We start from the raw sequence: 22911 nt of genomic DNA, 5'->3' as shown, positions 1-22911 counted from the left end.
TCGTCCGGTAGCGTGAATTTCACCGCTCCAAACGATGCATTGGCTGGTGGCAGTTCGCTCAGCACGACCATTACCAAAGCCGACGGTGGCAACTACGAAAAACTGGAAGTCAGCGACAAGCCGGCTGAAACCTCGGTAACTGACACACCAGACACTACAACCCTGAGCCTCTCGGCTACTGAGTCTGTAGCTGAAGGCGGTTCGATCATCTACACCGCCACATTGACCAATGCCGCTGGTACTCCAGTCACCGTGACCCTGAGCAACGGCGCAGTGATCACCATCGCTGCCGGTGCTACCTCGGGTACCGCGACCGTCGCCGCGCCAGCTGATGATGTCTACAAAGACGCTGGTAAAGTCGAAGCCACCATCACTAAAGCCGAAGGCGGTAACTTCGAGAACCTGGAGACCAATCCAGCCCCGGCAGTCACCGACGTCACAGACACGATCGATACGTCGACGGTCAGTCTGACCGCAACACCAAGCGTGGCTGAGGGTGGCATTGTTGTTTACACCGCGTCGGTCACTGCTCCGGTAACCGGCTCGCCAGTGGTGGTGACCCTGTCCAACGGACAGACCATCACCATTCCAGTGGGTGAATCGTCCGGCAGCGTGAACTTCACCGCACCCAACGATGCGTTGGCGGGCGGTAGCTCCCTGAGCACCACCATCACTAAGGCCGACGGCGGCAACTACGAAAAACTGGAAGTCAGCGACAAGCCCGCTGAAACCTCCGTCACCGATACCCCGGACACCACCACTCTGAGCCTGAGCGCTACCGAGTCGGTGGCCGAAGGCGGTTCGATTGTCTACACCGCCACTCTGACCAACGCAGCCGGCACCCCAGTAACCGTGACTCTGTCCAACGGCGCAGTGATCACCATTGCTGCCGGTGCTACCTCGGGCACAGCGACCGTCGCAGCCCCTGCCGATGACGTCTACAAAGACGCTGGTAAAGTCGAAGCCACCATCGCTAAAGCCGAAGGCGGTAACTTCGAGAATCTGGAGACCAATCCGACTCCAGCCGTCACCGATGTCACTGACACCATCGATACCAGCACTGTTTCGCTGACAGCTACCCCTAATGTCGCCGAAGGCGGCACTGTGGTGTACACCGCCTCCGTGACTGCACCAGTAACCGGCTCGCCGGTCGTAGTGACCCTGTCCAATGGCCAGACCATCACCATTCCGGTGGGTGAGTCGTCCGCCAGCGTGAACTTCACTGCGCCCAACGATGCTCTGGCTGGTGGTAGTTCCCTGAGCACCACCATTACCAAAGCCGACGGCGGCAACTACGAGAAGCTGGAAGTTAGCGACAAGCCTGCCGAGACCTCGGTCACCGATACTCCTGACACTACAACTCTGAGCCTCTCCGCTACTGAGTCTGTAGCTGAAGGCGGTTCGATCATCTACACCGCCACATTGACCAATGCCGCTGGTACTCCAGTCACCGTGACCCTGAGTAACGGCGCAGTGATCACCATCGCAGCAGGTGCCACTACCGGCACCACCACCGTCGCGGCCCCGGCGGATGACGTCTACAAAGATGCAGGCAAAGTCGAAGCCACCATCACCAAGGCTGAAGGCGGTAACTTCGAGAATCTGGAGACCAATCCAGCCCCGGCGGTGACTGATGTCACTGACACGATCGATACGTCGACTGTCAGTCTGACCGCAACTCCAAGCGTGGCTGAGGGTGGCATTGTTGTTTACACCGCGTCGGTGACCGCGCCAGTAACCGGCTCGCCGGTCGTGGTCACTCTGTCCAACGGACAGATCATCACCATTCCGGTGGGCGAGTCGTCCGCCAGCGTCAACTTCACCGCGCCAAACGACGCTCTGGCTGGGGGCAGTTCGCTCAGCACGACCATTACCAAAGCCGACGGTGGCAACTACGAAAAACTGGAAGTCAGCGACAAGCCCGCTGAAACCTCCGTCACCGATACCCCGGACACCACCACTCTGAGCCTGAGCGCTACCGAGTCCGTGGCCGAAGGCGGTTCGATTGTCTACACCGCGACCCTGACTAATGCAGCTGGCACCCCGGTCACCGTGACCTTGAGCAATGGCGCGGTAATCACCATCGCCGCCGGTGCCACTTCGGGCACGGCAACCGTGGCCGCACCTGCCGATGACGTTTATAAGGACGCGGGCAAGGTCGAAGCCACCATCACTAAAGCCGAAGGCGGTAACTTCGAGAACCTGGAGACCAATCCAGCCCCGGCGGTGACTGATGTCACTGACACGATCGATACGTCGACTGTCAGTCTGACCGCAACTCCAAGCGTGGCTGAGGGTGGCATTGTTGTTTACACCGCGTCGGTGACCGCGCCAGTAACCGGCTCGCCGGTCGTGGTCACTCTGTCCAACGGACAGATCATCACCATCCCAGTGGGTGAGTCCTCTGGCAGCGTGAATTTCACCGTACCAAACGATGCCCTCGCTGGCGGCAGCTCCCTGAGCACGACCATCACCAAAGCCGACGGTGGCAACTACGAGAAGCTGGAAATCAGCGAGAAGCCGGCTGAAACCAACGTTACCGATACCCCGGACACTACAACCCTGAGCCTCTCGGCTACTGAGTCCGTGGCCGAGGGCGGTTCCATCGTCTACACCGCGACTCTGACCAACGCAGCTGGCACCCCGGTGACCGTGACCCTGAGCAACGGCGCAGTGATTACTATCGCCGCCGGCGCCACCACGGGTACCACCACCGTGGCCGCACCCGCCGATGACGTCTACAAAGACGCCGGCAAGGTCGAGGCAACGATCACCAAGGCCGAGGGCGGTAACTTCGAGAACCTGGAAACCAATCCGGCTCCAGCAGTCACCGACGTGACTGACACCATCGACACTTCAACTGTCAGTCTGACCGCAACACCAAGCGTCGCCGAAGGCGGCACTGTGGTGTACACCGCCTCCGTGACTGCACCAGTGACCGGTTCGCCGGTAGTCGTCACTCTGTCCAATGGCCAGACCATCACCATTCCGGTGGGTGAGTCATCCGCCAGCGTGAACTTCACCGCGCCAAACGATGCCCTCGCTGGCGGTAGCTCCCTGAGCACCACCATTACCAAGGCGGATGGCGGTAATTACGAGAAGCTAGAGGTCAGCGACAAGCCCGCTGAAACCTCGGTAACTGACACACCAGACACCACCACTCTGAGCCTGAGCGCTACCGAGTCGGTGGCCGAAGGTGGTTCGATTGTCTACACCGCCACATTGACCAACGCTGCCGGTACTCCCGTCACCGTGACCTTGAGTAACGGTGCCGTAATCACGATTGCAGCCGGGGCCACTTCGGGCACGGCAACCGTCGCCGCTCCGGCTGACGACGTGTACAAAGACGCCGGCAAGGTCGAAGCCACCATTACCAAAGCCGAAGGCGGCAACTTCGAGAACCTGGAGACCAACCCGACTCCAGCTGTCACCGACGTCACAGACACGATCGATACGTCGACGGTCAGTCTGACCGCCACTCCGAATGTGGCTGAAGGCGGCACCGTCGTTTACACCGCATCGGTGACTGCGCCAGTGACCGGCTCCCCAGTCGTGGTGACCCTGTCCAACGGACAGACCATCACTATTCCGGTTGGCGAAAGCCAGGGCTCGGTGAACTTCACCGCGCCGAATGATGCCCTCGCTGGCGGCAGTTCCCTAAGCACCACCATCACCAAGGCGGATGGCGGTAACTACGAGAAGCTGGAGGTCAGCGACAAGCCCGCTGAAACCTCGGTAACTGACACACCAGACACTACCACCCTGAGCCTTTCGGCTACTGAGTCCGTGGCCGAAGGCGGTTCGATTGTCTACACCGCCACTCTGACCAACGCAGCCGGCACCCCAGTAACCGTGACTCTGTCCAACGGCGCAGTGATCACCATTGCTGCCGGTGCTACCTCGGGCACAGCGACCGTCGCGGCCCCTGCCGATGACGTCTACAAAGACGCCGGCAAGGTCGAGGCAACGATCACCAAAGCCGAGGGTGGCAACTTCGAGCACCTGGAGACCAATCCAGCCCCGGCGGTGACTGATGTCACTGACACGATCGATACGTCGACTGTCAGTCTGACCGCAACACCAAGCGTGGCTGAGGGTGGCATTGTTGTTTACACCGCGTCGGTCACTGCTCCGGTAACCGGCTCGCCAGTGGTGGTGACCCTGTCCAACGGACAGACCATCACCATTCCAGTGGGTGAATCGTCCGGCAGCGTGAACTTCACCGCACCCAACGATGCGTTGGCGGGCGGTAGCTCCCTGAGCACCACCATCACTAAGGCCGACGGCGGCAACTACGAAAAACTGGAAGTCAGCGACAAGCCGGCAGAGACCTCGGTTACCGATACTCCTGACACTACAACCCTGAGCCTCTCGGCTACTGAGTCCGTGGCTGAAGGCGGCTCCATCGTCTACACCGCCATATTGACTAATGCCGCAGGTACTCCGGTCACTGTGACCCTGAGCAATGGCGCGGTAATCACCATCGCCGCCGGTGCCACTTCCGGTACTGCCACCGTCGCGGCCCCGGCGGATGACGTCTACAAAGATGCAGGCAAAGTCGAAGCCACCATCACCAAGGCTGAGGGCGGCAACTTCGAGAATCTGGAAACCAATCCAGCGCCAGCGGTCACCGACGTTACCGATACCATCGACATCAGCACTGTTTCACTGACGGCTACCCCTAGCGTCGCCGAAGGCGGCACTGTGGTGTACACCGCTTCCGTGACTGCGCCAGTAACCGGCTCGCCGGTCGTCGTCACTCTGTCCAATGGCCAGACCATCACCATTCCAGTGGGCGAGTCGTCCGCCAGCGTGAACTTCACCGCACCCAACGATGCGTTGGCTGGCGGCAGCTCCCTGAGTACCACCATTACCAAGGCAGACGGTGGCAACTACGAAAAACTGGAAGTTAGCGACAAGCCTGCCGAGACCTCGGTCACCGATACCCCGGACACCACCACTCTGAGCCTGAGTGCTACCGAGTCCGTGGCCGAAGGCGGCTCCATCGTCTACACCGCCACCCTGACTAATGCCGCAGGTACTCCGGTCACCGTGACGCTGTCCAACGGCGCAGTGATCACCATCGCCGCAGGCGCCACTACCGGCACCACCACCGTCGCGGCCCCGGCGGATGATGTCTACAAAGACGCCGGCAAGGTCGAAGCCACCATCACCAAGGCCGAGGGCGGCAATTTCGAGAAGCTGGTGCCGAACACCACGCCGGCCGTGACTGACGTTACCGATACCATCGACAACTCCACCGTATCGCTGAAAGCCACGCCTTCGGCGGCCGAAGGTGGCAACGTCACCTACACCGCTACCGTCACTGCTCCAGTGACCGGCTCACCTGTAGTCGTGACCCTGGCCAATGGCGAGAAGATCACCATCCCGGTCGGCGAAACCACCGGCTCGGTAAGCATCAGCGCGCCGAACGATGTACTGGTCGGCCATACCCCGCTGACCAACTCCATCACCAATGTCAGCGGTGGTAACTACGAGAACCTGGTCGCCGACAAGACTCCGGTCAGCACCACCGTGACCGACACCGTCGACACCACCAGCGTCAGCCTGACTGCCACTGGCACCGTCGCTGAAGGCGGCCAGATCACCTACACCGCCACACTGACCAACGCAGCCGGTACCCCGGTGACTGTGACTCTGTCCAACGGCGCGGTAATCACCATCGCCGCCGGCGCCACCTCCGGTACTGCCACCGTCGCGGCCCCGGCTGACGACGTGTACAAGGACGCAGGCAAGGTCGAGGCCACCATCACCAAGGCCGAGGGCGGCAATTTCGAGAAGCTGGTGCCGAACACCACGCCGGCCGTGACTGACGTTACCGATACCATCGACAACTCCACCGTATCGCTGAAAGCCACGCCTTCGGCGGCCGAAGGTGGCAACGTCACCTACACCGCTACCGTCACTGCTCCAGTGACCGGCTCACCTGTAGTCGTGACCCTGGCCAATGGCGAGAAGATCACCATCCCGGTCGGCGAAACCACCGGCTCGGTAAGCATCAGCGCGCCGAACGATGTACTGGTTGGCCACACTCCGCTGACCAACTCCATCACCAATGTCAGCGGTGGTAACTACGAGAACCTGGTCGCCGACAAGACTCCGGTCAGCACCACTGTGACCGACACCGTCGACACCACCAGCGTCAGCCTGACTGCCACTGGCACCGTCGCTGAAGGCGGCCAGATCACCTACACCGCCACACTGACCAACGCCGCCGGCACCCCGGTGACCGTGACCCTGAGCAACGGCGCGGTAATCACCATCGCCGCGGGCGCCACTACCGGCACCACCACCGTCGCGGCCCCGGCTGACGACGTGTACAAGGACGCAGGCAAGGTCGAGGCCACCATCACCAAGGCCGAGGGCGGCAACTTCGAGAAGCTGGTGCCGAACACCACGCCGGCCGTGACTGACGTTACCGACACCATCGACAACTCCACCGTGTCGCTCAAGGCCACGCCTTCGGCGGCCGAAGGTGGCAATGTCACCTACACCGCTACCGTCACTGCTCCAGTGACCGGCTCTCCGGTCGTGGTCACCCTGGCCAATGGCGAGAAGATCACCATCCCGGTCGGCGAAACCACTGGTTCGGTAAGCATCAGTGCGCCTAACGATGTGCTGGTCGGCCATACCCCGCTGACCAACTCCATCACCAATGTCAGCGGTGGTAACTACGAGAACCTGGTCGCCGACAAGACTCCGGTCAGCACCACCGTGACCGACACCGTCGACACCACCAGCGTCAGCCTGACTGCCACTGGCACCGTCGCTGAAGGCGGCCAGATCACCTACACCGCCACACTGACCAACGCCGCCGGCACCCCGGTGACCGTGACCCTATCCAACGGTTCGGTGATCCATATCGAGGCCGGAAAAACCACCGGGACGGTCACCGTTGCGGCGCCGGCAGACGACGTCTACATCGACGCAGGCAAGGTCAACGCCACCATCACCAACGCCACTGGCGGCAACTTCGAGAAGCTGGTCACGGACACCACGCCAGCGGTGACCAACGTCACCGATACACTGGACACCACTTCGGTGGGTATCAGCGGCAGCGCCTCGGTCACCGAAGGCCAGACCGCCAGCTACACCGTGAGCCTGACTCACCCGGCGCAGACCGAAGTCACCCTGAAGATCAGCTACAGCGGCACCGCCACCGACGGTTCGGACTTCAGCGGCGTGTACACCGTGAAGATCCCGGCCGGCGCCAGCAGCGCCACTTTCAACGTCGCCACCATTGACGACAAGATCACCGAAGGCACCGAGAACTTCACGGTCAAGATCGACTCGGCCACTGGCGGCAACTTCGAGAACCTGGTGGTGGGCAGCAACAACAGCGTCACTACCTCGATCATCGATAACGACGCTCCGCCGGTCATCGACCTGGATGCCAACAACTCCAGCGGTGCTACCGGGGCCGACTACAAGGTCACCTTCACCGAAGGCACCACAGGCCCTGGCGTGTCGATCGCCGACACCGACCTGAGCATCACCGACCCGGACAGCACCCTGCTCACCGGCGCCACCATCGTGCTGACCAACCGCCAGCCGGGGGACTCGCTGAACCTGGGCAACAGCGTCAACGGCATCACCATCAATGCCAACAGCAAGGACGGTTCGATCACCCTGACCCTGTCGGGCAGCGCGACGCTGGCCGACTACATGCAGCAGATCAAGAACATCACCTTCACCAACAACAGTGAAGACCCGAGCACCGCGCCACGGACCATCACCGTGACCGTGACCGACGGCGGCAACTACTCCAACGTCGCCACTACCACGGTCAACGTGGTGGCGGTGAACGACGCCCCAACTGCCACTGGCGGCGCCGTGACCGGCAACGAAGACACCCCGCTGGCACTGACCTGGTCGAACTTCGGCGTCAGCGACGTCGACAGCCCGGCGTCCAGCCTCGGCGTGAAGATCACCCAGCTGCCCAGCGACGGTAAACTGCAATACTTGGACGGTTCGACCTGGAAGGATGTGGCCAACAACCAGACCTTCAGCAAGGCCGATATCGATGCCGGAAAACTGCGCTTCACACCGGACGCCAACGAATCCGGAAGCAATGGCTACGGCGGCAACGGCGTGGGCAACCAGCAGGCCGACTACGCCCAGATCAAGTTCCAGCCAACCGACGGCCAGGCCCTGGGCAACACCGGCACGGTGACCGTCGACATCACCCCGGTAGCCGATGCGCCGACCCTGAGCGTGGCCGGCAACAGCGTGAATTCGGTGGGCCTGCTCAAGGAAGTCTGGACCAACCTCAGCGGCCTGGGCACCGACGGCAGCGGCGCTTCCGCCAACACTCTGAAATCGGTGATCGACGCTGCCGGCACCCCCAACAGCAGCAGCCTGGCGACCAACGTCCAGTCCGACGGCAACATCACGCCGGGCACTGCGTCGAAGACCTCAGGCCTGATCTACCTGGAAGCAGGCAAGGCCTATACCTTCTCCGGCACCGGCGACGACAGCCTGCTGGTGACCATCGGCGGCAAGAACGTGGCCAGCACCACCTGGGGCGCGGGCGGTAACCTCAACGGTACTTTCACTCCGACCACCAGCGGCTACTACACCATCGATATCTACCACCACAACCAGAGCGGCCCGGGCTCCTACGACGTCAATCTCTCGGTCAACGGCGGGGCTGCGGCGGACCTGAGCAACGCCGGCGTGCCGCTGTACACCGGCGTCACCGACCTGACCAACGCCGGAGTCTCGGTGTCCGACCTGCACGGCACCAACGGTGAAGGCTACTACGACGGCTACAAGCTCAACGAGGGCGGCGAAGGCGGCAGCGTGCATCTGTCGAAGATCACCACCGGCCTGACCGATACCGACGGCTCGGAAACCCTCAGCGTGAAGATCAGCGGCATTCCGGCAGGCTCGGTGCTCAGCGATGGCGCCGGGCACACCTTCACCGCCACCGCGACTTCCGGTGAAGCCAACGTCACCGGCTGGAACCTGGGCAACCTGACGGTCACGCCACCGCCGTACTACAACGGCACCTTCAACCTGAACGTGACCTCGACCTCCACCGAGTCCCTGGGCGGCTCTGCCAGCACTTCGGCGCAGATCCCGGTCAAGGTCTACCCGGCGGTCTACAACTCGGTGGTCGCCACCTCCGGCGACGACACCGTTACCGGCACCGATGGCAACGACATCGTGGTTGCCGACATCGGCGGCCTGACCGTGGTCCCGGGCACCAACTACAACATCGCCTTCATGGTGGACAGCTCGGGCAGCATGAGCAGCGCCTCGATCACCGCGGCCAAGAACTCCCTGACCTCGGTGTTCAATACCTTGAAGAACAGCATCGGCGGCAGCAGCTCGGGGACGGTGAACATCTTCCTCGCCGACTTCGATACCCAGGTCAACAAGTCGGTGTCGGTTAACCTCAACGACCCGAATGCCCTGGCCCAGCTCAAGGCGGTGCTGGATTCGATGACGTCCGGCGGCGGTACCAACTACGAAGACGTGTTCAAGGCCACGGCCAACTTCTTCCAGAGCAGCCAGGCCACCGGCAACAGCAACGCCACCAACCTGACCTACTTCATCACCGACGGTAAGCCGACCTACTACCAGAGCGGCGAGCAGACCAACCCGACGCTGTACGGCAACGTGCGTCTCGACGATGTGGTGACCACCAGCAACTACAAGCTGGGGGATACCTTCGGCAAGTACCTCGACAACTCTCACTACCTGAGCGTCGCCAGCGACGGCACGACGATCCTGCAGACCAACAATGGCTGGGGCTGGAGCAGCAAGACCCTGGGCACCCTGCACGCCCAGGGCGACGGTACCTACGAGCTGTCGAACCTGGCCGGCTCCGGCAGCAGCACCGACTACTACACCACCACCAACTCCAACAGCGGCTTTGCCCTGCTCAGCGGCCTGTCGAACGTCGAAGCCATCGGCATCAACAGTGGTGTCAGCCTCAACGACCTCAAGCCTTACGACAGCGACGGCAAGCCGCAGACCAACATCGACCCGAACGACCTGGCCAACTCGATCATCGGCCACACCGAAGCGACCATGCCGGGGGCCGACAAGGTCAGCGGCGGCGACGGCAACGACATCCTGTTCGGCGACCTGGTGAGCTTCAACGGCGTCGCAGGCGAGGGCTACCAGGCCATGCAGGCCTATGTGGCCAAGCAGACCGGGGTCGACGTGAGCAAGGTCACCACCAGCAACGTGCACCAGTACATCACCGAGCACTACACCGAGTTCGATGTGTCTGGCAGCCACGACGGCAACGACACTCTGCTGGGCGGTGCCGGCAATGACATTCTCTTCGGCCAGGGCGGCAACGACCTGCTGGACGGCGGCAAGGGCAATGACATCCTGCTGGGGGGGACCGGCAACGACACCCTGATCGGTGGCCAGGGCAACGATATCCTGATCGGCGGTTCGGGTGCCGACACCTTCGTCTGGAAGGCCGGCGATACCGGCAACGACGTGATCAAGGACTTCAAGGCCAGCGAAGGCGACCGCATCGACCTGCGTGACTTGCTGCAGGGCGAGAGCGCCAGCACCATCGACAACTTCCTCAAGATCACCACCGTGGACGGGGTCTCGACCCTGCAGGTCAGCTCCGAGGGCAAGCTCAACGCCGCCGGGGGCCTGGCCAACGCCGACGTGACGATCAAGCTGGAAGGCAACAACTGGTCCAACGCCAACATCAATTCGTTGATCGCCGGCAGCGACCCGACCATCAAGATCGATCACAACAACAGCTGACCGGTCCCTAGCGGCCACCCCCCAGGGTGGTCGCCGGGCCCCGGCAGGCAGCCCGCGGCGTGACGAGCGCCGCGGCGCACCGCATACTCGCGCTCTGAATGCTGCGTTGGCCTATGCTGCTGCCTGCCTGACGCCGGAAACACATGCCTGAGGGATTCGCCATGTTCTACGTGCAACGCGATGCACAGGGCCAGCTGATTCGCGTGGAAGCCGCCGCTTACGCCGAGGCCACCGAGACGCTGCCCGCCGACCACCACGAGATCCAGACCTGGTACGCCAACGAGGCGGTGGAAGTCAGTCTCAAGCAACTCAAGCAAAGCGACCTGGAAATGATCCGGGTGCTGGACGACCTGATCCAGCTCCTGACCCTCAAGGGCGTGATCCGCATCACCGACCTGCCGGCCGCGGCCCAGGCCAAGCTGATGGATCGCACCCAGGCCCGCGAGGCGCTGGGCGGTTTGAGCCGGTTGATCAATGACGATGAAACCGGATTGATCTGAACCCTTTTCGCCAGCCGACTCCTACTGTAGGAGCCGGCTTGCCGGCGAAAGCGGTTTAAAGGCCTGTAAGCAGGACCGCCGGCGAAAGCGGTTTCAACCCCAGGGAGCCGGCTCGCCGAACAGCTGGCCCTGCACCCCGTACAAGCCCATCTCGCGAATCACCTGCAGCTCGCCCTCGGTCTCGACCCGTTCGGCAATCAGCGGCAGGTCGATGCTGTGGGCCGCGCGCTGGATGGCTTCGATAAACAGGCGCTTGTCGCTTTCCTGATCGATGTCGCGGATGTAGCTGCCATCGATCTTCAGGTACGCCAGCCCCAGGCGCGCCAGGTTGCCGATCATGCTGAAGCGCCCACCGAAGCGTTGCAGGCTGAGGGAGAAACCCAGCTCGCGCAGGCGCCGGGTCAGCTGTTCCAGCATGGCCTGCTCGGGTAATTGCTCTTCACCGATCTCCAGGGTCAGGCGCGGGCCCAGGTCGGAATGCTGGCGCAGGATCTCGAACACCCGATTCAGGGCGTGCGGGTCCGCCAGGGTCGCCGCCGACAGGTTCAGCGCCAGGCAGTCTTCGTGGCTCGCCATCTGTCTCAGCACCTGTTCGAGCATCAGCAGATCCAGGCGCGAGGTCCAGCCGAAACGCTCCAGCCACGGCAGGAAACGCCCGGCCGGAATGGTCTGGCCCTGTTCATCCAGCAGCCGCGACAGCACTTTGTAGTGCAGCACCAGGTGGGTGTCCCGAGCGGCCACCACCGGCTGGAAGTACAGCTGGAAGTGCTGCTCCGACAGCGCCCGGTCCAACAGCCGGTGCCAGGCATGGTGGTCATCCCCGACCTGGGCACTGGCGCCTTGATCGAGGCAGGCCCAGCTGGTGTCACCCTGGGCTTCGGCCTGGGCCAGGGCCTGGTCGCCGAGGCTCAGCACCGCTTGCGGCGAATCACCGTGAGCAAACGCCGCCAGGCCGATGGAGGCCACTGAGGCAACATCGGTGGCGCCGGTGGCGTGCAGGTTGCCCAGGGCACTGTCCAGGCTCTGGGCCAGCTGGATGGCTTCCTCACGCACCAGCCCCGGCGCCAGCACCGCGAACTCGCCACCACGGACCCGGGTGACCAGGTTGTGGGTTTCCGGGTACTTGTCGCACTCGCGCAGCAGTTGTTCACCCACCGCCTTGAGCAACTGGTCGGTGCGCTGGCCGCCCAGGCGCTGGTTCAGCCCGGCCAGGTCCTTGACCCGCAACAGCAACAGGTAGCCGGAACTGGCCTGCTCGGGGTTGCTTACGCGGGCGTGCAGCTGCATTTCGAAATAACGCCGGTTGGCCAGCCCGGTCAGGCTGTCCTGATAGGACTCGGTGCGCAGTTTCTCGCTGCGCTCGGCCTGCTCCTGGAACAGCGCCTTGAGCTTCTCGACCATCTGGTTCATGGCCTGCACCACCCGCCGCAGCTCCGGAGTCCGGGGCAATTGCGGCAGGCTGAGGAATTCACGACGGGCAATGGCGTGGGACTGCTGGACCATGTAGTCCAACGGCTTGAGCTGGCGCCGCAGCAGCAGGGCGCCGAGCACCGCGCTCACCGCACCGCAGATCAACAGCCAGCCCAGGCTGCCCAGGGCGCTTTGCCAGAGCTTGGCCACGGCAAACATCGGGTGGCTTAGCACCTCGACCCGAGCCGCCTGTTCCCAGCCGCGGCTGACGATGGCATCGCCACCCGCCGGTTCCAGGCCGATCAGGCTGACAAACCACTGGGGCACGTTGCCGACTTCCGGGATGCCGCTGCGCTCGACAAGGGTCTTGTCGGTGGCCAGGTCCACCACCCGGATACTGGCGTAGTAGCCACTGTCGAAGATCGAGCTGACCATCAGCTCGACCATCGCCGGGTCGTCGATGTTCGGCGTCAGCGACAGCGCCAGGGCAGTGGCGGCATCCTGGGCATGGGAGCGCAGCTGATTGACATACTGGGTGCGCGAGCTTTCCAGGCTGACCATGAAGCTGCCGCTGAAGGCGACCACCAGGAACACACAGATTGCGATCAACAGTTGTTTGAACAAAGACATCTGAGCTCGTGCTCCTAGTTAGTCGTCTCGACCGGAAAACCTTCGGCCTGCATTTTTTTCAACACGTCCTGCCAACGGGACAGGCGCTTGGTGTCACCCACCCGCTTGTTGCCCTTGGCCCCCGGCAGCCACAGACCCTCGGCATTGAAGGAGTACACCGGCAACAGGTCGGTACGCTCGCTGGCCGGGCGGATCGAGTCTTCCAGGCTGTCGAGCACCAGAGGCATGGCCTCCGGGCTGGAATAGTAGGTCAAGACCATGTGCGCACGGTTCTGGCGCAGGGCCTTGACGTAGGTGATGCGCAGTTTGTCACTGGAAACCCCGAGGTGGCGCAGGCTGAAATACTTGGCGATCGCGTAGTCCTCGCAATCGCCGGCGCCCTTCCACAATGCCTCGATCGGCGTTTCCCAATAATCCACCTGGTGCCACAGGTCGATGTCTTCCACGTAGCGCATGTTCTTGTTGAAGAACAGGTTGACCACCTTCAACTGTTCGCGCTCGGGCACCTGCTTTTGCGTGGCCAGCAGGTGCTGCCAGGCATCGATGCGCGGCTGCCCTTCGCCCAGCGGACCGTAGAGCGCCGTGGCACGGCGGCTGATCAGGGAGAAATCCCAGTCGGCGTGCAGGCTGCCCAGCAGTGCGCCGGCCAGCAGCAATGCCGCGCAGAACCAGCGCAGGGTCCGAGAAAGAGCTAAACGTGCCGCCAATGCAATGCGTCCATGGGAGCTGTCGTAAATCGGCTGATGGTGAAGGCTGGCCCGGCAAAAAACAATGGCACCTTACAATCACCAGCCGCCGGAAAAGAGCCGGCGCGAAACATTCAGAGCATAGCCGCAAGCCGCGTTCCGGCGACCGACAGCAACCGCCCGCCCGGCCCGGCACACACGTGCCTTCACGGACGACAGGCACTATGTTAGAAACCATCCGCAGACTGCGACGCCTTCTTCAGGCTGCCTCTGGCCGGCGCAGTGCCGGCCCACTTGCTTAAGGAAAAGCTGTGTACACCGACACCCGACAATGGACGCTGGTGATCAAACCCGGGCAAGCCACCCGGATCCGCCTGATCTGCTTTCCCCAGGCCGGGGCGGCAGCCGAGCAAATGCGGGTCTGGTCCAGCGGCCTGGCCGATCATATCGAGCTGGTGGTGCTCAACCTTCCGGGGCACGGTCCGCGCCGTGACGAAGCACCCTGCGACAACTGGCCCAGCCTGCTGGAAAACACCTTCGCCGCCCTCGACCCCTGGCTCGGCGAGCCCCATGCACTGTTCGGCCACGGCCTGGGCGCGCTGCTGGCCTACGAGACCAGCAAGCATGCCCAGGAACGCTTTCCCCAGCAGACCCGCCACCTGTTCGTCTCCGGCTGTCGCAGCCCGGACAGCCTGCCGCGCCGCCCCCTGCTCCACTCTCTGCCCATCGCCGCGTTTCGCGAGGCGATCCTGACCCTCGGCGCCAGCCCCCTGGAGATGCCCCGCGGGCAGAACGACCTGCAATCCTATGAACGCCTGCTGCGCAACGGCTTGAAGCTTTTCGAAACCTGGTACGACACCTCCAGCGGTTGCCTGGATGTGCCGTTGACGGCCTTCTACGGCAGCGAGGACCCGCTGGCCACGGCCAGCCTCATGCTCAACTGGCGCGAGTTCACCGGCCGTGAGTTCGAGCTGATCGAAGTGGCCGGCAATCACTTCTTCATCAAGTCCCAGCGCCAGCGCCTGTTGCAGGTGATCAATACTCACCTGGGGCTGCTGGGCGACCACCCGGCCTGATCGCTACCCATGAAAAAGCCCGTCCTGCCGTGAGGCGGGAGCGGGCTTGAAAGTGACGCGAAACCTCAGATCTTGAAGCTGTCCACCAGCTGCTTCAGGCGGCTGGCCTGCTGCGACAGGGCATCGCAATCCTTCAGGGTTTCGTTGAGGTTGGCCACGCCCTGCTGGTTCAGCAGGTTGATCTGGTTGATGTCGACATTGAGGGTCTCCACCACGGCCGTCTGCTCTTCGGTCGCCGCCGCCACCGACTGGTTCATGCCATCGATCTCGCCGATCCGCTGAGTCACGCTGACCAGCCGCGCACCGGCCTGGTTGGCCACTTCGACGCTCTCTTCGCTGGACGCCTGGCTGGCGTTCATGGTCGACACCGCTTCACGGGAGCCGACCTGCAAGGAGGTGATCATCTTGTGGATCTCTTCCGCCGACTCCTGGGTACGATGAGCCAGGTTGCGCACCTCGTCGGCCACCACGGCGAAGCCACGACCGGCTTCGCCGGCACGGGCCGCTTCGATGGCCGCGTTGAGGGCCAGCAAGTTGGTCTGCTGGGAGATGCCCTTGATCACATCGAGAATGTGCCCGATGTTGTCGGTGCTGGCGTTCAGGGTCTCGATCTGGGTGCAGGACAGGCTGATCTTCTGCGACAGCTCGGTCATGGCCTGGATGGTCTGTTCCACCACTTGGCGACCGTCGTCGGCCTGCTCGCTGGCGCCACTGGCGTGCTGCGAGGCATCGGCGGCGTTACGGGCGATTTCCTGGGTTGCGGCCCCCAGTTCGTTGATCGCGGCGGCCACGCTGTTGGTGCGGGCGCTCTGCTCGTCGGAACCGATGATCGAAGCGTTGGACGAAGCCATCACGCGCTGGGACAGGTCGTGTACCTGGCGGGTGGCCGAGGACACTTCGGAAATCGAGGCATGGATCCGCTCGACGAACTGGTTGAACGAGCTGCCCAGTTCGCCGAATTCGTCCTTGCTCTCCACCACCAGGCGCCGGGTCAGGTCGCCCTCGCCCTGGGCGATGTCCTGCATCGCACGGCCCATGGTGATCAGTGGGCGCATCAACACCTGGATCAGCAGGGTCAGCAGTACGGCGATCACCGCCACGGCGATAAACATCGCGATCAAGGCGGAAGTACGGAATTGGCTCAGCGGTGCGTAGGCCTTGTCCTTGTCGATGGACAGACCGATGTACCACTCGGCATTCGGCAAGCCGGTCACCGGGGTGAAGGAGAGGATGCGTTCCTGTTTGTTCAGGACCACTTCCTGGTTGCCGTTTTCGATCCGTACGTTGGCGCCGGGGTAGATGTCCTTGAGGTTCTTCATCACCTGGTCCTTGTCCGGGCTGACGATCACTTGACCGTCGGCACTGACTAGGAAGGCGTGGCCCAGGCCACCGAAATCCACCGAGTTGATGATCTTCACCAGGGTTTCCAGGCTCAGGTCGCCACCAACCACGCCCAGCAGTTCACCCTGCTTTTTCACCGGCATGGCGATGGTCACCACCAGGCCACCGACAGCCGCCATGTAGGGCGGGGTCAGCATGGTCTTGTCGGCGGCGACGGCCTGCTTGTACCAGGGGCGCTGACGCGGGTCGTAGCCGTCGGGCATCTTCGCGTCAGGGCGCTGGGTGAAGGTACCGTTGGCCTGGCCGACGTAGGTGAACTGGAAGTTCGAGGTAAAGGCCGGTTGGTCCACCAGCCCTGGGAAATCTGCGTTCTGACCTTGGTGAGCAACGTTCTGCGCGAGGTTCTCGAGCACCAGGATCCGCCCGCTCATCCAGTTCTGCACACTGCTGGAGGTGAGCTCACCGGCCTGCTGGATAGAGGATTCGAGGTTCTGTCGGATGGTGTTTCGCTGCAGGTAGTCGTTGTACAAGGTGAACAACGCAAAAGCCAGAACCACTACGCCGGAGGCGGCCAAAAGGATTTTATGGCTGAACTTGAGATTCATTTCATGGGACTTCTTATGCCGAAAGTGGGGATGCGTCCGTAATGCAACATTCCATGTAACAGCGCAGGCGATGTTCTCTGACCGCTCTACTTTGGTGCACGCATGTCTTATCAGTCTTTCGGCAAGAATCTGCGAACCCTTAGAGATTTTTCTGAATTACTCGCCTGAATTTACCTAATCCCGCCGAACGGTGTTCCAGAGCATCCGTGGCACATTTTCAGATGACCGACAGTGCGCTGCTTATTGCCAAATCGATAAAGCCTCAATGACAATGCGACTAATTATCATTAGTGACACTCAGGCAGTCCGCGTCCATGTCATCACCCGAGTTCGCCGTACAGACGCTCTACAGCCATCACCATGGCTGGCTCAACAGCTGGCTGCGCCAGCGCCTGGGCAATGCCGCGGATGCTGCCGACCTGGCTCAGGACACCTTCGTACGCCTGCTGCAGAAAACTGAACGTCTGGAACTCAAGGCCCCCCGGGCTTTTTTACGCACCATCGCTCGGGGGCTGGTAATCGATCACTGGCGCCGCGAGGAAATCGAACGTGCCTATCTGGAAACCATCGCCCACTTGCCCGAAGCCGAAACACCCGGCGCTGAAGCTCGGGCGTTGATTCTGGAGCTGCTGGAAAGCATTGCGCGGATGCTTGAAGGGCTGAAGCCGAAAGTACGTCAGGCTTTTCTCCTGGCTCAGTGCGAGGAACTTACCCACAAGCAGATTGCTCAGCAGATGGGCCTATCCCTGCGTACCGTCGAGCGTTATGTCGCCCAGGCGCTCTACCATTGCTACCTGCTGCGCTACGAGAGCTGAAGCCTGTGGATAACTTTCCCGCCAGCCTGCCGCTCAAACCCAATCCCGATCACCTGGTGGTCAAGCAAGCAATCAACTGGTTGCTGCGCCTGCGCAACAACGGTGCCAACCCCAAGCTGCAGCAACAGTGCGATCTGTGGCGGGCGGCGCACCAGGAGCACGAACTGGCCTGGCAGCGGGTGCAATCGTTGCAGCAGGAACTCACGGCCAACCTGCGTTCAGTGCCGGGGGCTCAGGTGGCCTTGCATACCCTGGAACACAGCAGTCAGCGCCTGGGCCGGCGCCAGGCCCTGAAACTGCTCAGTGGCGCCCTGCTCCTGGGCTCCAGTGCCTGGGTCGGCAAGGATCTGCTGGGCTGGCAACAATGGAACGCAGACTTTGCCACCGCCGTCGGCGAGCAGCGAGGCTTCCAGTTGCCCGATGGCACCCGCCTGGAACTCAATACCGACAGCGCGGCGGACCTCAACTTCAATGCCGAGCAGCGCCTGATCAAACTGCGCCGGGGCGAGATCATGGTGTCCTGTGGAGCCGATCACGGCCCTGCCCGCCCGCTGCTGGTGGAGAGCCGCCACGCCCTGCTGGAAGGCTTCGACGCCCGCTTCGTGGTGCGCGTGGAGGAACGCTGCACGCGCCTGAGCGTGACCCACGGCAGCGTGGCCATTCATGCGCCGCACACCGCCGACGGCCGTAGCGCCCGGGTGGAAGCAGGTCAGAGCTATCAGATCAGCCATGGCCTGGCCGAACCTGCGGCCCCCCTGGCGATGGACGTCGGCGCCTGGGCCGATGGCCTGATCGTTACGCGCAACATGCGCCTGGACGACTTCCTCCAGGAGGTCGGCCGCTATCGCCATGGCTATCTGGGCTGCTCGGCAGCGGTTGGCAATCTGCGCCTTTCAGGTGTGTTCCGCCTGGAAGACACCGACAAGTTGCTGGCCATCCTGCCCCAGACCCTGCCAGTGCAGTTGCGCTACCGCACCCGTTGGTGGGTGACCTTGGGGCCCGTGGCTTGAAATTCACTGGGGTGATTTTTTTTGGCGGGTTTTGCCAGGACGTCCGGCTTAGTCAGTAAGCACTTCAATCTGCTTCCTGCGACTTCAACGGAACCTACCATGACTCTGCGCGACACCCGCCCAAGCTCTCCCTGCGCCCGCCCCTTGCGCCAAGCCATCCGCGCCGCCCTGCTGTGCTCCAGCATCGGCCTCGGCACAGTGGCGCCCCAGGTGCTGGCCGCCGCTAGCGCTGTTGATGCCCCGCGTCACAGCTACAGCGTGGCCCCGGGCAACCTCGGCGATGCCCTCAACCAGTTCGCCCGGCAGGCCGGGATCACCCTGTCCACCACCCCGGCCCTGACCCAGGGCAGGCAGTCCCCCGGGCTCCAGGGCGACTACTCCATTCCCCAAGGCCTGAACCAGCTGCTGCGGGGTTCGGGACTGGAGGCGGTCAGCCAGGACGGCGGCAGCTACGTGCTGCGGCCCCTGCCCCAGGGCAGCGCCCTGACCCTGCCCGCCACTGAGGTCAAGGGCTTCGCCCTGGGCAACGCATTGGGCAGCATGGATGGCTACAACGCGACGCACAGTCAGATCGCCACCAAGACCAGTACCGCGTTGCTGGAGACCTCGCAAAGCGTCTCGGTGGTCACCCGTGAACAGATCGACGACCAGGGCGCGCAAACCGTCGCCCAGACCATGCGCTACACCCCCGGCGTGCTGACCAATCCCTATGGCGCCACCCATCGCTACGACTATGTAGCGATGCGCGGCTTCAATGATGGTTCGGTGGACAACATCTACCTCGATAGCCTCAAGTCCATGGGTGACAGCGGCACCTACAGCAGCATGCAGGTCGACCCCTACTTCCTCGAACGGGTGGATATTCTCAAGGGCCCCTCATCGGTGCTTTATGGCCGCAGTTCCCCTGGCGGCCTGGTGGCCCTGACCAGCAAAAAGCCTCTCTACGAGCCCTATCACCAGATTCAGGCAACCGTGGGCACCCAGGGCAAACAGGGCCTGGGGTTCGACTTCAGCGGCCCGCTCGATGACGACAAGCGCGTTGCCTATCGGTTGATCGGCCTGACGGACAAGTCCGACACTCAGTTCGACCACGCGAAGGAAAAACGCTTCGCCCTGTCACCGACCCTGAGTATCGACTTCAGTGAAGACACCTCCCTGACGCTCCAGGCCTATTTGCAGAATGACCCCGATGGCGGCTACCACGGCGGCATGCCGGCCAACGGCACCCTGAACCAGCGCAATGGCCAGCGCATTTCCGAGCATTTCTTCGAGGGCGAGCCGGGCGTGGATGGCTACAAGCGCGATCAACAGTCCTTCGGCTATCAGTTCGAGCATCGTTTCAACGACACCTTCACCGCCCGCCAGAACTTCCGCTACCTGGACTCCAAGGTGAAGCTCGACCAGGTCTATGCCTATGGCTGGACCAATGCCACCAGCAATGACCTGAACCGCTATTACTCGGGTGGAGATGAGAAGCTCCACTCCTTCATCGTCGATAACATGCTGCAGGCCGAATTCCTCACCGGCGACGTCAAGCACACCTTACTGCTGGGAGCCGACTATCAACGGCGCAAGACCGTGGTCGACTGGGACCAGGGAACGCTACAGCCGATCAATGCATTCAACCCGGTCTATGGCAACTCGACGATCAACTACTACAGCCACACCAGCTATTTGCGGCGCCTGGAACAGACCGGCGTGTACTTGCAGGACCTGATCGAGCTGGACAAATGGCGCTTCTCCCTGGGGCTGCGCCAGGACTGGGTGGAGACCTCGGATGAAAACCGCCTGGCTGAAGCCCAGCGCCCACTGGGCACCGAAATCAGCGACAAACGCACCAAGCTCACTGGGCGTGCAGGCGCGCTCTATCTGTTCGATAACGGTCTGGCGCCTTACGTCAGCTATTCCGAGTCATTCAACCCCAACTCCTACGCAGACAGCGCAGGCAATCCGCTGCCACCCACCGACGGCACCCAATGGGAAGTCGGGCTGAAATATCAGCCACCAGGTACGGACAACTTGTTCACTGCCTCGTTGTTCCGCATCGACCAGGAGAACCTGGCGTCGAAGCTGCCCCAGGAAAACTTCTATCGTGCGGTGGGTGCTGTTCGCTCCCAGGGGCTGGAGCTGGAAGCCCACATGCAGCTGACCGACAACCTGAAACTGCTGGGCAGCTATACCTTCACCGACATCCAGTATTCGAAGTCGATGACCAGCACCCTGAGCAGCGCCACCAACCTCATCGAGAACAAGGGCAACTCGCCTACTCAGGCACCGCGGCAGATGGCGTCGCTGTGGGCCGACTACAAGTTCGACAGCGCGACGCTGGATGGCCTGCGCCTGGGCGGCGGTGTGCGCTATGTGGGCTACAGCTGGGCCGATGCCGAGAACACCATGAAGGTACCGGCCTACACGCTCTTCGATGCCTCCATCGGCTATGACCTGGGCAAGCTGGGCCTCAAGGGAGTGGATGTACGGCTCAATGCCAACAACCTGACCAATGAGTCCTACGTCGCCTCCTGTGCAAGCTTGAGCTACTGCTACTTGGGCGAAGAGCGCAATGTCGCCGCCACGGTGAGCTACCAGTTCTGATCTAGGTTGACGCCAACAAAGCCAGCGCCTGTCAGCAGCCGCTGGCTTTGTCGTCTCTACGGAAAAATGTCATGCGCGCCATTCTGGTTCTATTGCACCGCTACATGGGCCTGGCCACCGCAGTGTTCCTGCTGCTGGCCGGGCTGACCGGGAGTGTCCTGGCCTTTCATCACGAGCTGGATGAGTGGCTCAACCCCGAGTTCTATCACACGCCTGGCAAGGGGCCGGTGCTGGCCCCCGGCGCACTGGTGGATAGCGTTCAGGCCGAGCACCCGAGGCTGCAGGTCTGGTACATGGAATATCCACAAGAAGCCGGGCATGCCGCGCTGCTGGCAGCGGTGCCACGCACCGACCCGGCCACCGGCCAACCGTATACCGAGCGCAATCAAGTATTTTACTTGGACCCGGTTACGGCCCATCAGCAGGGGCAGCGCTTTTGGGGCGCCTGCTGCTTCCAGCGGCAGAACCTGGTGCCTTTTCTGCTGGAGTTCCACTACAACCTGAGCCTGCCCGGCAATTGGGGGCTGTGGTTGATGGGGCTGGTGGCCATTGCCTGGGTCATCGACTGTTTTGTTGCCTTGCTGCTGACCCTGCCTCGTGGACGGCCGTTCTGGCACAAGTGGGCCACGGCCTGGAAGATCAAGGGCGGCCATGCCTATCGGCTCAACTTCGACCTGCATCGCGCCGCAGGCTTGTGGTTATGGCTGCTACTGCTGCCGATCGCCATCAGTAGCGTAGCCATGAACCTGCCGAGCCAGGTGTTCAAACCCGTGGTGTCATTGCTCTCGTCCATCGAACCCAGCGTCTATGAAGCTCGGGGACGAGTACCGGCGGCAGAGCTGGGGATAACCCGGCTGACTTATCAACAGGCCTATGAACGGGCTCTGGAAGAGGGGCAGCGGCTGGGCTTGAAGGAGACGATTGGTGAGTTGTATTACAGCTTTGAATACAACTTCTATGGAGCAGGTTTTGGTCGGCATGACAGCCAAGCCCATGGTAAGTCCTGGCTGTTCTTCCACGGTACGGATGGGCGCTTGCTGGGGCAGGAGATAGCGGGGCAAGGCACCCTCGGAGAGCGCTTCTACCGACTGCAACTGCCCATACATGGAGGCAGGATCATCGGTACCACGGGGCAGGTGATCATTGCTCTATTGGGCGTTCTGATTGCCGTGCTGGCACTGACCGGCATCTATATCTGGTGGCGTAAGTTAATCGCCCGTAGAAGCAGCAAGATGCGTAAGAACAGGGCGTAAGAGGCAAACAATGTGGTCTTGATGACTGCTTACTCGATGCTGATGAAGCCCTGAATCCACCCTGCAATCTGCTTCTGCCACACAGCCCAGGCTTTATAGCGCACAAAAACAAAACCCCTGTCTGCGTGAGCAGACAGGGGTTTTGGAATTTGATCTTGACGATGACCTACTCTCACATGGGGAAACCCCACACTACCATCGGCGATGCATCGTTTCACTTCTGAGTTCG

10 protein-coding genes, 1 rRNA gene and 1 pseudogene are annotated in these 22911 nt (G+C 62.2%); 7 read left to right on the top strand and 5 right to left on the bottom strand.

Going from position 1 to position 22911, the window contains the following annotated elements; genetic code table 11:
• The coding region (locus AC1RGE_RS31900) for an immunoglobulin-like domain-containing protein (RefSeq protein ID WP_492585711.1) at window positions 1-10764 on the top strand (10764 nt) is incomplete at its 5' end.
• 161 nt (window positions 10765-10925) lie between these two features.
• Window positions 10926-11264, top strand: a complete 339-nt coding sequence (locus tag AC1RGE_RS31895) for a hypothetical protein (protein WP_011058513.1) — start codon at window positions 10926-10928, stop codon at window positions 11262-11264.
• A 93-nt stretch (window positions 11265-11357) separates the two neighbouring features.
• Here AC1RGE_RS31895 and lapD read toward each other — a convergent pair whose 3' ends face one another.
• Together lapD and lapG are read right to left on the bottom strand one after the other, a co-directional pair.
• The gene (gene lapD / locus AC1RGE_RS31890; RefSeq protein ID WP_053155799.1) at window positions 11358-13304 is read right to left on the bottom strand and encodes a cyclic di-GMP receptor LapD; all 1947 of its coding nucleotides are present in this window, start codon (window positions 13302-13304) and stop codon (window positions 11358-11360) included.
• 14 nt (window positions 13305-13318) lie between these two features.
• Window positions 13319-14011, bottom strand: coding sequence for a cysteine protease LapG (lapG, locus tag AC1RGE_RS31885; RefSeq protein ID WP_011058511.1), 693 nt, complete (start codon window positions 14009-14011; stop codon window positions 13319-13321).
• Window positions 14012-14301: 290 nt separating this feature from the next.
• Between lapG and AC1RGE_RS31880 the strand changes: the two genes are divergently transcribed.
• Entirely contained in the window at window positions 14302-15066 is a 765-nt protein-coding gene (locus AC1RGE_RS31880; protein WP_210713755.1) for a thioesterase II family protein, read from the top strand.
• Between the two features lie 65 nt (window positions 15067-15131).
• On the opposite strand, the gene AC1RGE_RS31875 is transcribed toward AC1RGE_RS31880, so the two are convergent.
• Together AC1RGE_RS31875 and AC1RGE_RS31870 are read right to left on the bottom strand one after the other, a co-directional pair.
• Window positions 15132-15917: a methyl-accepting chemotaxis protein gene (locus AC1RGE_RS31875; protein ID WP_370059459.1), complete on the bottom strand. Its 786-nt coding sequence runs from the start codon at window positions 15915-15917 to the stop codon at window positions 15132-15134.
• A 69-nt stretch (window positions 15918-15986) separates the two neighbouring features.
• Window positions 15987-17012, bottom strand: a pseudogene (locus AC1RGE_RS31870) (HAMP domain-containing protein); the annotation flags it as partial.
• 314 nt (window positions 17013-17326) lie between these two features.
• On the opposite strand from AC1RGE_RS31870, the gene AC1RGE_RS31865 reads away from it, so the two are divergent.
• From AC1RGE_RS31865 to AC1RGE_RS31850, 4 genes are all read left to right on the top strand, one after another.
• Complete coding sequence (locus AC1RGE_RS31865; protein ID WP_019093129.1) at window positions 17327-17827, top strand: sigma-70 family RNA polymerase sigma factor; 501 nt, start codon at window positions 17327-17329, stop codon at window positions 17825-17827.
• A 5-nt stretch (window positions 17828-17832) separates the two neighbouring features.
• On the top strand, window positions 17833-18837 hold the full coding sequence (locus AC1RGE_RS31860; RefSeq protein WP_019093128.1) for a DUF4880 domain-containing protein: 1005 nt from the start codon (window positions 17833-17835) through the stop codon (window positions 18835-18837).
• A gap of 99 nt (window positions 18838-18936) precedes the next feature.
• Complete coding sequence (locus AC1RGE_RS31855; protein WP_492585709.1) at window positions 18937-21429, top strand: TonB-dependent siderophore receptor; 2493 nt, start codon at window positions 18937-18939, stop codon at window positions 21427-21429.
• A 71-nt stretch (window positions 21430-21500) separates the two neighbouring features.
• Window positions 21501-22682: a PepSY-associated TM helix domain-containing protein gene (locus AC1RGE_RS31850; protein ID WP_152685855.1), complete on the top strand. Its 1182-nt coding sequence runs from the start codon at window positions 21501-21503 to the stop codon at window positions 22680-22682.
• Window positions 22683-22835: 153 nt separating this feature from the next.
• Here the strand turns inward: AC1RGE_RS31850 and rrf are convergent.
• A 5S ribosomal RNA gene (gene rrf / locus AC1RGE_RS31845) occupies window positions 22836-22911 on the bottom strand; the annotation flags it as partial.

Source organism: Pseudomonas sp. GW823-FHT02C05, from assembly GCF_058797595.1.
The sequence above is the reverse complement of the archived record's forward strand: the minus strand, read 5'-3'. Positions and strand labels throughout refer to the sequence as shown.

What these genes read in the sequence shown, in the direction of transcription:
- AC1RGE_RS31895 (WP_011058513.1), top strand. Translation starts at nt 10,926, where the DNA reads ATGTTCTACGTGCAACGCGATGCACAGGGCCAGCTGATTCGCGTGGAA.
- lapD (WP_053155799.1), bottom strand. Translation starts at nt 13,304, where the DNA reads ATGTCTTTGTTCAAACAACTGTTGATCGCAATCTGTGTGTTCCTGGTG.
- AC1RGE_RS31875 (WP_370059459.1), bottom strand. Translation starts at nt 15,917, where the DNA reads ATGGCTTCGTCCAACGCTTCGATCATCGGTTCCGACGAGCAGAGCGCC.
- AC1RGE_RS31865 (WP_019093129.1), top strand. Translation starts at nt 17,327, where the DNA reads ATGTCATCACCCGAGTTCGCCGTACAGACGCTCTACAGCCATCACCAT.
- AC1RGE_RS31855 (WP_492585709.1), top strand. Translation starts at nt 18,937, where the DNA reads ATGACTCTGCGCGACACCCGCCCAAGCTCTCCCTGCGCCCGCCCCTTG.
- AC1RGE_RS31850 (WP_152685855.1), top strand. Translation starts at nt 21,501, where the DNA reads ATGCGCGCCATTCTGGTTCTATTGCACCGCTACATGGGCCTGGCCACC.